We start from the raw sequence: 11,856 nt of genomic DNA, 5'->3' as shown, positions 1-11,856 counted from the left end.
CGTTCCTTCACCCGCCGTTCACTTCGAACGGCCTCGCTCCCGCGTCCAATGAGCGAAGGCCCATCGAGGGGAGTGGCTCGTGAAACGCCGGGTGTCGATCGGACTGGCCGTGGTGCTCGTGCTGGCCGTCGTCGGGGTGATCATCTGGGGCCGTGGCGACGGCACCGCGTCTTCCACGGCGACCGTGCGCGGGGTGATCGGCTCGGAGAAGCAGGCGTTCTTCACCGACCAGCGCGTCGTCGACGCCTTCGCGCGGCACGGCCTGAAGGTCGAAGTGGACACCGCGGGTTCGCGGCAGATCGCGACGACTGTGGACCTCGGGAAGTACGCCTTCGCGTTCCCCTCGTCCTCGCCCGCGGCGCAGAGGATCCAGCGCGACCGCAAGGTGACGACGGTGTACACGCCGTTCCAGTCGCCGATGGCGGTCGCCAGCTTCGAACCGATAGTGGCGCTGCTGCGCGCGAACGGCGTCGTCCGCAGGGGAGCCGGCGACTACGACGTCCTCGACATCGCGAAGTACCTGGACCTGGCGAAGGCCGGGACGCGCTGGGACCAGCTGCCCGGCAACACCGCCTACCCGGCCCGCAAGAACGTCCTCGTCACGACGACCGACCCGCGCGAATCGAACTCCGCGGCGATGTACCTGTCGATCGTTTCCTTCGTGGCCAACGGGAACACCGTCGTCAGCACGCCCGGCCAGGAGGCGGCGGTGCTCCCGTCGGTGGCGAAGCTGTTCCTGGACCAGGGGTACACGCAGAACAGCACCGAAGGGCCGTTCGAGGACTACCTGTCGGCGGGCATGGGCAAGACGCCGCTGGCGCTGATCTACGAGTCGCAGTTCGTCGACCGGGTGGTGCGCGGCGACGGTTCGATCCGGCCGGACATGCGCCTGCTCTACACCGCGCCGACGGTGTACTCGAAGCACACGCTGGTGCCGCTCACCCCGGACGGCGACCGGGTCGGGCAGCTGCTCGCCACCGACCCGGAGCTGGGCAAGCTCGCCGCCACCTTCGGCTTCCGCACGACCGATCCGAAGCTGTTCGCCGAGGTCGCCGCGCCGGCCCACGTGCCTGCCGACCTGGTGGACGCCGTCGAGCCGCCGACGTTCGAGACGCTCGAGCGGCTGCTCGACGCCGTCGGCAAGCAGTACTGACATGGATTTCGCGCTCAGCCCGCCCGAACCGGTCGACGCGATCCCCGTCGAGCGCGCCGCCGGGCTCGTCACGCTCAGCGAGGACACGCGGTCGGAAGTCTCCGTTCGCGCTTCGGAGTTCGCGGCCCGGCTCGAAGCCCTCGACGTCCGCTCCCCGGAGTTCACCGACCTGCTCGACGAGCTGCTGACCGTCGGCGAGGCCGACATGCGCGCGGCGGCGGGCGTCGCGGGGACGCTGCTCGACCGGTCGCTGCGCAGTACGGCGTCGCCGCCGGACGGGGTCACCACGAGCCTCGCGAGCCTGCGCCGGACCGTCGCCGGGCTGGACCCGGCGAAACTGCCGCTGACCGGGCGGAAGCTGCTCGGCCTGTTCCCGGTGGCCGCGGGCGCGAAGCGGGCCCTGGACCGGTACCGCGCGGCGAACGAGCCGGTCAACGCCCTGGTCGTCGACCTGCGGGGCCGCCAGGACGTCTTGCGTCGCGACAACGCCTCGATCAAGCGCGAACGCGAGCGGCTGTGGCAGGTGATGGGGAGGCTCGCCGAAGCGGCCGCCCTCGCCGAGGCCGTCGACGGCGCGATCGAAGCCCAGGCCGGTGTCTTCGACCTGACGGATCCCGGGCGTGCCACCGCGTTGCGCGGGGACGTGCTGTACCCGATCCGGCAGCGGCACCAGGACCTGCTGACCCAGCTCGCGGTCAGCGCGCAGGGCTACCTCGCGCTGGACCTGGTGCGCAAGAACAACGACGAGCTGATCCGCGGCGTCGAACGGGCGGTGTCGACGACGGTCTCCGCGCTCCGGGTCGCGTTGCTGGTCAGTGGCGCTCTCGCCAGCCAGCGCGACGTCCTCGACGAGGTCGCGGCGCTGCAGGCGACCACCGACGGGCTGATCCGGGCGAACTCGGAGCTGCTCACGCTGCAGTCCGCGGAGATCCGCAAGGCGAGCAGCGACCCGGCTGTCGCGACCGAGACGATCCGGCAGTCGTTCGACCGGATCTACGCCTCGATCGACGCGATCGACGGGTTCCGCGCCGAGGCCGTCCGCTCGATGGCGGCGACCGTTGAGTCGCTTTCCGGGGAGATCCGCCGCGCCGAAGACCACCTGCGGCGTTCGCACGAGGGGGAAGCATGAGGAAGGTCCTGGCGCTGGCTTTGGGTCTGGTTCTCTTGGCCGGCTGTTCCGACGCCGCACCGTCCGCACCGCTGGGGGATCCCGAGCCGGGAACGTTGCGGATCCTCGCGGGCAGCGAACTGGCGGACATGCAGCCGGTGCTCGACGAGGCCGCTCGCGCCACCGGGGTGACGGTCAAGTTCACCTTCACCGGCACGTTGGAAGGCGCCGAAGCGCTGGCGAACGGCGGCGTCGACGGCAAGTACGACGCCGTGTGGTTCTCCTCGAACCGATATCTCGCCGGCCTTCCCGAGGCGGCGAAGCGGCTCGGCAACCAGGTCAAGATCATGAGCTCGCCGGTGGTGCTGGGGCTGGCCGCGCCGGTCGCGCAGCGGCTCGGCTGGGCGGGCAAGCCGGTCAGCTGGGGCGAGATCGCCGCGCAGGCCGGGAAGAAGGCGTTCAGCTACGGCATGACGGACCCGTCGGCGTCGAACTCCGGGTTCTCCGCGCTGGTCGGCGTCGCTTCGGCGCTCGCGGGGGCGGGAAACGCGATCGACGCCCGGCAAATCGCTTCGGTGACCCCGCAGCTGACGCAGTTCTTCAGCGCCCAGGCGCTTTCGGCCGGCTCTTCGGGGTGGCTGTCGGACGCCTACGTCCGGCGCGCGACCGGCCCGGACCCGGTCGACGGGCTGATCAACTACGAGTCGGTGCTGCTGTCGGCGAACGCGTCCGGGAAGCTGCCCGCGCCGCTGACGCTGGTTTACCCGAGCGACGGCGTCGTCACGGCGGACTACCCGCTCTCCCTGCTGGCTTCCGCCGGTGACGACGCGCGGTCGGCGCACCAGCGGCTGTCGGACTACTTGCGGACGGCCGAGGTCCAGAAGCGGATCATGGAGACCACCCAGCGGCGGCCGGTCGTGCCGGGTGTGGCGCTGGGGCCGCGGTTCGCCGCGCACGACCTCGTCGAGCTGCCGTTCCCGGCGACGCAGCAGGCCGTGGACGCGCTGCTCCGGGCGTACTTCGACAAGATCCGCCGCCCGTCGCGGACGCTGTACGTGCTCGACACGTCCGGGTCGATGAAGGGCGACCGGATCGACTCGCTGCGGACCGCGCTGGCCGGGCTGACGGGGGCGGACACCTCGCTGACCGGGCGGTACCGGCGCTTCCGGAGCCGCGAGGAGGTCATCATGCTGCCCTTCAGCACGCGCCCGTCGGGGGCCACGACGTTCACCGTGCCGGAGCAGGACCCCGCGGGCGAGCTGGCGCGCATCAAGGCGTTCGCCGAAGGTCTGACCGCGAACGGCGGGACGGCGATCTACGACAGCCTGGCGGAGGCGTACCGCGAGCTGGAACCGGTGCAGGCCCGCGATCCCGACCGGTTCACCTCCATCGTGCTGATGACCGACGGGGAGAACGCGAACGGCTCTTCGCTGGCGGACTTCAAGCTCGCGTTCGGGTCGATCCCGCCGTCGGTGAAGCAGGTGCCGGTGTTCACGGTGCTGTTCGGCGAGGGGAGCAACGACGAGCTGACGCAGGTCGCGACGATGACCGGCGGCAAGGTGTTCGACGGGCGCGAAACCCCGTTGTCCGACGTGTTCAAGGAGATCCGCGGGTACCAATGATGCTGCGCTATCTGGGCTCCACCAAGAACCTCGCCGGCTGCGTCGGCGGCCTGATCGGCGTCGTGCTGTACCTGACGGGGGTGGTCGGGTGGTTCTGGCCGTTCGTGGTGGTGGCGTTGTACCTGGCGGGGGCCTTGCTCGCGCCGGGGGAGAAGGTGCGGCTGGTACCCGATACCTCGGCTGAGCTGCGCTCTTCGCTGGAGACGCTGGTTTCCTCGGTGACCGCTTCGCGGCTCCCGCCGTCCTCTGTGGACGCTGTGCGGCGGATCGCCGAGGTGCTCGCCGACCTGCTTTCCCACCCGGACCGGCTCGCGGCCGACCCCGACCTGCACCACGCCGTCGTCCGGCTGGCCGGGACCGACCTGCCGTTGTCGGTGCAGACGTACCTGAACCTCCCGTGGTGGTTCGCGGCGCGGCGCGCGAGCGCGGGGGAGGAACTGGTGGCACAGCTCGGTTTGCTGGAGACCGAGGCGCACCGGGTGGCCGAGCGGTGCTACGCGACCGAGCTCGACTGGCAGGCCGATCACACCCGGTATCTGCGGGACCGGGACGCCTGATCAGGGCTTTCCGTTGCCGTGCAACGCTTTTCCGGCTCTACCCGTGTGAGTGATGTGTTCGAACGGACGTTCGAGTACGTTGGCTGTCGAGGGCCACTACCGGCTCACGACACGCGAGGGAGAGTCATGAACGAGCGCCGAGTTTGGGCAGCGTCAGCGTCACGGCAGCCGTGGTCAGCCAGCTCAGCAGGTCGGGCAGCGGGATGCGGGAAAGCCGGTCCGGCCACTCCTCCGCCACGGTGTGCAGCACCAGTTCGTCTTCCCGTGGCTCCACCTTCGTCAGCTTTATGCCCGGGGGAAGTTCCGGCAGGGGAAGCACGATGGGCTGGAAGCGGCGTGGCGGCCGTAGTCGTCGTTGTCCGATGTGGAGGGTCTGCGGCACGAGCACGACGGCGTCGTCGGCCACCTGGGGCCGCAGGGTCAAGTGGCCCCAGAGGGGGCGCTTCGCCCAGTGGATCTGCAGGAGCCCGCTTCCGGCCGGAGCGGCGACGATGCCGGGGCGGACTTTCGCCACCCGTTCCCGCAGCACGTCGGCGGACACGGCGATCTGCAGCTCGACCCGGGCCGGCTTGGCGGCCGGCGTGGGCAGCGAGCGGAGGCGGACGTCTTCGGCGAGCACGGTGACCCGGCGCAGCGGAATGCTGCCGCCTTCGGGTTCGGGCCAGTCGACGTCTTCGGCGACGATCCGGACGTCGCCGACCCGTCCGGTGGCCAGCCGGAGGCTGCCGGCCGGGTAGTCGAGTTCCGTGAGCGTCAGGCCGACCTCGCGGTCATCGACCTTCGCGGTCAGCCGCCGCCCGACGAGCTGCTCGGTGACGGTCCGCGCGACCGCGGCCGGGGTGACCGGGACGTTCGGCAGCAGCGAACGCCCGGCCGCGGCCAGCCCGGCCAGCTCGGCCGACCAGCCGTCGAACCACCTGCCGTCGCTCATCCGTCCAGTGTCGCCGAAGGACACTGCGAATGCCGAGGGCGGGTGGCCCGACGGTCGTCCGAAAGCGGCGGGCCGCCGCCGGTCACCGGCCGGCGAAGCGGGCGATGATGCCGGTCACGACCAGCCAGAACACCGCGGCGAGGCCGAAGTCCAGGATCACGGCCAGGCTGGGGTTGCTGACCGGGAACAGCCCCGGGAAGAACAAGGCGAGAGGAACCGCCAGTGACTTGATGAAGACGAAGAACGCATTGCCGGCGTTGGCGCCGGCGAGCACCATGATCATGTAGAGAACTTCGATCCCCGCGAAGATCGCGCCGATCGCCGTGATGACCCGCACGGCCGTGTTCCGTCTGGTGGTGGTTCGCCAAGGAGACATGCCGCGAAAATTCCCGGATCGGGTGACAGATCAAACGCTCCAGGCCCCAGATTGCGCCGTTTGGCCGCGCCCGATTGCTCTCCGCCCTGCTTCGGATACGGGTGGTGAGCAGGTTCCGGCCAACCGCCCGCGTCGCCAAGAAGCCGGCCGACAGTCCAGTCCTGCACGACGGCCGGGGGCCGGCAGATCCGTTGCGGCACACGTCATCGGTGCCAAGCCTGCCGTTAGCCTGACCGAGTGTCCGAGGCCACGCAGGATCCCGTCGAAGAGCAGCGGTTCTCCCGCGACGACTGGTACGGAGAGGAGATCACCGGCCGCCACTACGTGCGGTGCAAGTTCCACGACGTCGACTTCTCCGAGGCCGTCACGCGGAATTCCGTGTTCACCGACTGCGTGTTCGGCAACGTGCGCTTCAACGCGTCGCGGCACCTGGACTCGTCGTTCACCGGCTGCGCGTTCAAGCGGTGCAACTTCTTCGACGCCGAGTTCACCGGCTGCAAGCTCGTCGGCGCCACGTTCACCGAGTGCGAGCTGCGCCCGCTGCGGGTCACCGGCGGCGACTGGTCGTTCGCCGGCCTGGCCGGGGCCGACCTGCGCTCGGTCACCTTCCAGGGCGTCCGGATGCGGGAGGCCGACCTGACCGGGGCCAACGGCGGCGCCGCGGTGTTCACCGACGTCGACCTGTCGGCGGCGCTGCTCCACGCGGTCAAGCTGCCGCGGGCCGACCTGCGGGGCAGCGACCTCTCGGCCCTCGACCCGCTGAACGCCGAGCTGGCCGGCGCGATCGTGTCACCCGAACAGGCTGCGGTGCTCGTCACGTCGCTCGGATTGCAGGTCCGGGCGTAGTCTCGGCTCGACCGCGAAGGGAGTGCCGCATGGGTGTCGTGACACCGGGTTTCCAGGGCCGCGCCCGCAGTGGCAACCCGCGCCTGCCGCCCGGGCAGTACCTGGCCGAGGACTTCCCGGTGCTGTCCGCCGGGCCGACGCCGCGCGTGCGCACCGAGACGTGGGAGTTCGCGGTCACCACCGAAAAGGGTGACAAGCACACGTGGAGCTGGGCGGAGTTGATGGCCCTGCCGAGCGAAAAGCCCACGGTGGACATCCACTGCGTCACCCAGTGGTCCAAACTGGACACGCGCTGGCGCGGCGTCGCGATCGACACGCTGGTCGGCGGGCTCGACACCGAGGCCGACTACGTGCTGGTCCACTCCTACGGCGGCTACACGACGAACCTGCCGCTGGCCGACCTGCTCGACGGCCAGGCCTGGATCGCCTACGAGTACGACGGCAAGCCGCTGACGCCCGAGCACGGCGGCCCGGCGCGGCTGCTCGTGCCGCACCTGTACTTCTGGAAGTCCGCGAAGTGGGTGCGCGGGCTGGAGCTGAAGACCCGGGACGAGCCGGGCTTCTGGGAGAACGTCGGCTACCACGACTACGGGGATCCATGGCGCGAACAGCGGTATCAGGGCGACTAGCCTGGCGGGTCGCCCGCCTGGCCGAAATCCGCGACGAAACCCCGACGGCCCGCACCCTCGTCTTCGACCTGCCCGGCTGGCCAGGACACCTGGCGGGCCAGCACGTCGACGTCCGCCTGACGGCCGCGGACGGCTACCGGGCCCAGCGCAGCTACTCCCTGGCCGCCCCCGCGAACGGCGACCGCGTGGAGCTGACGATCCAGCGCGTCGCCGACGGCGAAGTCTCCGAGCACCTCACCGGCCCGTACGCGATCGGCGACCCGATCGAGATCCGCGGCCCCATCGGCGGCTGGTTCGCCTGGCACCCCCAGAACCCGGAGCCAGTCCTCCTCATCGCGGGCGGCTCCGGCATCGTCCCCCTGATGGCCATGATCCGCGCCCGCCGCGCGGCCGGCGTCCGCACCCCGTTCAAGCTGATCTACTCCCTGCGCACCCCGGCAGAGCAGTACTACGCCGACGAACTCCGCACCCCGGTGGCGGGCTTGGACATCACGTACGTCTACACGCGCGAACTCCCCGAAGGCCGCCCAGGCATCCCCCGCCGAATCGACGTGGCGACCCTCAACACAGCAGCCTGGCCCGCAGAGTTCGGAGCGACAACGTTCATCTGCGGCCCGACAGCCTTCGTCGAAACAGCCGCGGACATCCTCCTGGCCCTCGGCCACGACCCCCACCAGATCCGAACGGAACGCTTCGGCCCCAGCCGCGACTGACGGCACCGCCCGCCCACGTCGGCCCCCAGCCGCGACTACCGGCATCGCCCGCCACATCGCCCCAAGCCGCAACTCCGTTCCACCGGCCGCGCACTTCGGCCTCAGCCGCGACTGACGACGCCGCCCGCCCACGTCGGCCCGAGCCGCGACCATCGGCACCGCCCGCGTGGTCGCCGAGCGGAGCACAGCCCGACCGCGAACAGCGCCCGACCGCACCGGCCCGAGCGCGAAGGCCAGTCCGCTCAGGGGGCGTCCGGCCGTGCCAGCAGTTCCCGCAGTGTCGCCAGCAACTCGCGCCGGTCCGTCGCCCCCAGCTTTCCCCTGATCCGGGCCATGTGGTGCTCCACCGTCTTCCCGGAAATGAACAGCTTGCTCCCCGCCTGCTTGTACGTCAGCCCCTCCACGACCAGGCGGGCGACCTCCAGCTCGCGCTCGCTCAGCGCCGCCAGGCCGGTTCCCGACGCGGCCGGCTCCGTCGCTCCCTGGTCGCGGCGGGCCGCCGTGCCCTGGAACTGGCGGGCCGCTTCCAGGAGCTGGACCATCGCCTTCCGGTCGGACGTGCGGATCGCCGCCTGGCCGGCCAAACGGGCCGCGTCCCAGCGGAGGCCCAAGTCGTGGAGTTCCGCGGCCGCCGCCGCGATCGGGTCCGGGGCGAACGTTCCGCTCAGCACCGCCAGCCAGCACTGGGCCGCCGTGGCCAGGGCTCGGGGGTGGCGGCCGCAGTGGGCGTGTGTTGTCAGTGTCGCCAGGTGGGCCTTCGCCGCTTCCGCGTCCTCCGACGTGATCGCCGCGTGCAGTTCGTGCCAGACCAGCGACACCGTCCACAGTGGAGGCTCGCCGAGGCGGGTCAAAAGACCGTGGGCGCGCTCGAGCTGGGGGGACAGCTTGGCGGACGCACCCGTGCGGGCCGCCGCGATCGCCAGTTCACCCAAGGGCAGCAACGAAAACAGGTCCGTCTGGTACCGCATCGACGCCTGGTACGCGCGGTTCCACGACCGCTGCAGCCCGACGAGGTCGCTCGCCCGGCGGGCCAGACCCAGGTCCAGCGTCGCGAAGAACAGCTCGTCGCGGGCTTCCAGCGGCTGCCCGGCGACGGCGTCGCGGTGTTCCGCCGCCTTCGTCAGGTCGCCGGCCGTCATCGCCACCCAGCCGAGGAGCAGGCGGTGGCGCTTCGCCAGGAGGTCGCCACCCGTGTGGCCCTCCAACGCCCTGATCAGCACCGACTCCGCCAGCGCCAGCTCGCCGGTGTGCAGCGCGGCCAGTGCGGCGAGCGCGGCCGGGCTGTCCGGCAGCAACGTGCCGCCCAGAGCCGGCTCCAGCATCGCTGCCGCGCCCAGCAACGTGGACAACGTCTCCGTCGCGCAGCCGGACACCGAATCCGCGATGCCGCCCGCCATGCGGGTCGCCGCGCCCGCGAACAACGTCGGGGCGACGCCGGGGGAGGGGGTGTCGAGCAGCTGGCGGGCGCCGGGCAGGTCGCCGGTCCCCGCGAGGGCGATGGCCGCGAACGCGTCCGCGCCCGCCCAGCTCGTCGCGGGGAGGTCGGCCGTGCGGGAGGCCCAGTGGTACAGCTCCGCGCTGCGGGCCAGTTCGCCCCGGTGCGCCAGCACCGTCGCGGCGATCGCGGCGCCGGCCGCCCGGGTCTGCGCGTCGGCCGCGCCGAGCATGCCGTCGCCGAGGCGCAGGGCCGTGTCGAGGTCGCCGGACAACGCCGCCGCGCGGGCCCAGCCCGCGGTCACCGTCGGCGACCGGTCGCCCGCTTCGGCGGCGGCCTCGAACAGCTCGGCCGCCAGCCGAGGGTCGGACGGCAGTGCTTCCCCGGCCGCCGCCGCGAAGGCCGCGGCCGCGGACGCGCCGGAGCTGCCCGTGCCGAGCAGGGACCGCGCCAGGTCGAGCACCGGCAGGCCGTTCGCCAGCTGGAGCTCGACCAGCCGCTGCACCGTCGTCAGCCGGCGGGCGGGCGGCCCGAAGTCGCGGACGGCGGCCGCGGCCAGGGGTAGCAGCGTGTCGTCCGGGGCGAGCAGGCCGGTCGCGCGGGCGCCGTCGACGACGGCGGGCAGCTCGTCGGGGCCGCGGTCGAGCAGCGCGCTCAGCAGGTCGAGGTTGCGCCCCGCCCCGGCTTCGGCCGCGATCAGGTAGCGCAGCACGGCGTCGTCGAGCTCGTCGAGCTCCGGCCGGAAGTCCTCGAGCCGCCCGAGCAGCGCGCGCTCGGCCAGCCTCGGCACGCCGCCGCTGCGGGCGTGCAGGTCGGTCGCTTCCGCCGGGTCGGCGGGCGCGCCCGTCACCGCCGTCATCAGCCGGGCGATGTCCTCGACGGTGAGCGGGCCGAGCTGCAGCAGCGTCCAGCCGGGCGCCACCGCGGCCGGCCGGTGCGCGACGACGATCGGGCCGTCCGCCCCGGCGAGCAGCTCCTCGAGCTGGTCGGGGCCGAGCCGGTCGGCGTCGTCGACGAGCACGGCGTCGACGCCCGCTTCCCGGTAGCGGCGGTCGAGCGCGGCGAGCAGCACGCTCTTGCCGTAGCCGCCGGGGGCGACGACGGCGAGCCGCAGCGGTTCGGCGGGGTCGGCCGCGACCCGGTCGAGGAGCTGACGGGCCGCGGGATGGGCGGGGACGGTGTGAAGCGGGGAAACCTGCGTGAGCAGAGTGTTCAACAGTGACCTTCACCGGAGGGGGCGCCGGGGCGGGCGCAGTGGCTCGGGGCGGGGGACGGAGCGGGGGTGGTGCCGGGGCCTGCGGTGGCTTCGCGGGCGGTGATGGTGATCGCCCCGGCGGACACGGCCGCGGCGAGCACCAGGATCGCGGCGGCGAGGGGGCGCCGCCGCCGGAACAGGTTCATCGGGCTGACGCGCTCGGGCAGTTCGAACGGCGTGATCTCGACCGGCGGCCGGGGCGGCCGCTCGCCGAGCTCACCGAGCGTGTCCACCTTGGGGAGCAAGGTGGTCTCGACGGCCGGGGGTTCCTGGGGCCCACCCCGGCCTTCGGCGCGCAGCGCCCCGAGTGCGGCCGCGCCGAGGGCGGCGGTCGCCGGCGGAACCGGTCCCGCGAACATCGGGCACGGCGGCCGGGCGGGCAGCGCGTGCGGGGGGACGTCGCCGCAGAACACCACGCCGGCGAGGCCCTTGGGGGACGTCGTCGCGGCGCCGGCGAGCGCGAACAGCGTGCTCAGCGCGGCCGCCGGGGCTACGCCCTCGGCGCTCGTGCCGAGCTGCCAGCCGCTGGCGGCGGTCGCCGTCGCCAGCGTGACGATCACGCCGTCGGCGCCGAACTCGCACACTCCCGCCGCCGTCGCGCCGGGGCCGGGCACGGCCAGGTGCGCGCCGAGCGCGGCGATCGAGCCCGGGACCAACGTCACGGCGGTGAACCCGGCGTCGGCCAGCGCGCGCCGCAGCACGTCACGGCGGTAGCCGCCCCAGTCGCCGGGGTGGGTCAGCACCAGGTGGGCCGGGGGCCCGCCGAAGAGATTCGCGGCGTGCTCGGCGATCCCCTCGACGAGGACGGTGGTCAGCGTCTCGGGCGGGAACGCCTCCCCTTCGACGAGCATCGGCACGTCGTCGCCGATCCGCCGGTGGAAGCCGGTGAGCAGCCGGGACGGGACCCGGGCGCCCGCCTGCGCGGCCGCGTCCCCGGTGAGCAGGTAGCCCTCGTCGTCGAGGAACAGCGCGGACGCGGCGGCCGGGGACCGCTCGCCCAGCCAGAGGGGTTCGGGCTCGCCCCAGCCGGTGCCTTGCCGCCGGCAGGTCGCGGCGTGGGTCCGTCCCTGTGCCACATCGATCCCGAGGACGTAGGGCAACGGCGGTTCCTCCTCACCTCGCGGGGGCCGAACAGGGGTACGAAATCCCCCTAGGGCTCGGGGCATCCTCACCCAAACGGGTTAGTCAATCAAGGGGCAGGAGGGATTTAACCCAACTGAGCGCGTCTCGG

At 72.5% G+C, this 11,856-nt stretch carries 11 protein-coding genes; 7 read left to right on the top strand and 4 right to left on the bottom strand.

What is annotated here, in order from left to right:
* Positions 1–79: 79 nt before the first annotated feature.
* From SD460_RS42750 to SD460_RS42735, 4 genes are read left to right on the top strand one after another with little or no spacing between them, the layout of a single operon-like run.
* A complete protein-coding gene (locus tag SD460_RS42750; protein WP_290060167.1) occupies positions 80–1,153 on the top strand; it encodes a hypothetical protein in 1,074 nt (357 codons plus the stop codon).
* A gap of 1 nt (position 1,154) precedes the next feature.
* Positions 1,155–2,282 carry a toxic anion resistance protein gene (locus tag SD460_RS42745; RefSeq protein WP_290060169.1) on the top strand — a complete coding sequence of 376 codons (1,128 nt, stop codon included), beginning with the start codon at positions 1,155–1,157 and terminating at the stop codon, positions 2,280–2,282.
* Positions 2,279–3,883 carry a substrate-binding domain-containing protein gene (locus SD460_RS42740; RefSeq protein ID WP_290060170.1) on the top strand — a complete coding sequence of 535 codons (1,605 nt, stop codon included), beginning with the start codon at positions 2,279–2,281 and terminating at the stop codon, positions 3,881–3,883. The genes SD460_RS42745 and SD460_RS42740 overlap by 4 nt, the downstream gene beginning before the upstream one ends.
* Complete coding sequence (locus tag SD460_RS42735) at positions 3,880–4,440, top strand: hypothetical protein (protein WP_290060172.1); 561 nt, start codon at positions 3,880–3,882, stop codon at positions 4,438–4,440. The genes SD460_RS42740 and SD460_RS42735 overlap by 4 nt, the downstream gene beginning before the upstream one ends.
* A 124-nt stretch (positions 4,441–4,564) precedes the next feature.
* On the opposite strand, the gene SD460_RS42730 is transcribed toward SD460_RS42735, so the two are convergent.
* Positions 4,565–5,371 carry an LmeA family phospholipid-binding protein gene (locus SD460_RS42730; protein ID WP_318307633.1) on the bottom strand — a complete coding sequence of 269 codons (807 nt, stop codon included), beginning with the start codon at positions 5,369–5,371 and terminating at the stop codon, positions 4,565–4,567.
* A gap of 82 nt (positions 5,372–5,453) precedes the next feature.
* Positions 5,454–5,708, bottom strand: a complete 255-nt coding sequence (locus SD460_RS42725) for a hypothetical protein (protein WP_086865576.1) — start codon at positions 5,706–5,708, stop codon at positions 5,454–5,456.
* Positions 5,709–5,984: 276 nt separating this feature from the next.
* Between SD460_RS42725 and SD460_RS42720 the strand changes: the two genes are divergently transcribed.
* The 3 genes from SD460_RS42720 to SD460_RS42710 are packed head-to-tail and all read left to right on the top strand — an operon-like array spanning position 5,985 to position 7,935.
* Positions 5,985–6,593, top strand: coding sequence for a pentapeptide repeat-containing protein (locus SD460_RS42720; protein ID WP_290060174.1), 609 nt, complete (start codon positions 5,985–5,987; stop codon positions 6,591–6,593).
* A gap of 29 nt (positions 6,594–6,622) precedes the next feature.
* Positions 6,623–7,222: a sulfite oxidase-like oxidoreductase gene (locus SD460_RS42715; protein ID WP_290060176.1), complete on the top strand. Its 600-nt coding sequence runs from the start codon at positions 6,623–6,625 to the stop codon at positions 7,220–7,222.
* Entirely contained in the window at positions 7,192–7,935 is a 744-nt protein-coding gene (locus tag SD460_RS42710; RefSeq protein WP_290060178.1) for a ferredoxin reductase, read from the top strand. The genes SD460_RS42715 and SD460_RS42710 overlap by 31 nt, the downstream gene beginning before the upstream one ends.
* A 242-nt stretch (positions 7,936–8,177) precedes the next feature.
* On the opposite strand, the gene SD460_RS42705 is transcribed toward SD460_RS42710, so the two are convergent.
* Positions 8,178–10,586, bottom strand: coding sequence for a helix-turn-helix transcriptional regulator (locus SD460_RS42705; RefSeq protein WP_318307632.1), 2,409 nt, complete (start codon positions 10,584–10,586; stop codon positions 8,178–8,180).
* The gene (locus SD460_RS42700; RefSeq protein ID WP_318307631.1) at positions 10,583–11,725 is read right to left on the bottom strand and encodes an Hsp70 family protein; all 1,143 of its coding nucleotides are present in this window, start codon (positions 11,723–11,725) and stop codon (positions 10,583–10,585) included. Before SD460_RS42700 ends, SD460_RS42705 begins: the two co-directional genes overlap by 4 nt.
* Positions 11,726–11,856 lie beyond the last annotated feature (131 nt).

The sequence above is a fragment of the Amycolatopsis solani genome (genome assembly GCF_033441515.1).
Classification (GTDB): domain Bacteria; phylum Actinomycetota; class Actinomycetes; order Mycobacteriales; family Pseudonocardiaceae; genus Amycolatopsis; species Amycolatopsis solani.
Note: the sequence above shows the minus strand (reverse complement) of the source record. Positions and strands in the feature narration are given on the sequence as shown.

Bases quoted from the DNA above. Each gene is read 5' to 3' on its own strand.
- SD460_RS42745 (WP_290060169.1), top strand. From the start codon at position 1,155: ATGGATTTCGCGCTCAGCCCGCCCGAACCGGTCGACGCGATCCCCGTC.
- SD460_RS42740 (WP_290060170.1), top strand. From the start codon at position 2,279: ATGAGGAAGGTCCTGGCGCTGGCTTTGGGTCTGGTTCTCTTGGCCGGC.
- SD460_RS42735 (WP_290060172.1), top strand. From the start codon at position 3,880: ATGATGCTGCGCTATCTGGGCTCCACCAAGAACCTCGCCGGCTGCGTC.
- SD460_RS42730 (WP_318307633.1), bottom strand. From the start codon at position 5,371: ATGAGCGACGGCAGGTGGTTCGACGGCTGGTCGGCCGAGCTGGCCGGG.
- SD460_RS42715 (WP_290060176.1), top strand. From the start codon at position 6,623: ATGGGTGTCGTGACACCGGGTTTCCAGGGCCGCGCCCGCAGTGGCAAC.
- SD460_RS42710 (WP_290060178.1), top strand. From the start codon at position 7,192: ATGGCGCGAACAGCGGTATCAGGGCGACTAGCCTGGCGGGTCGCCCGC.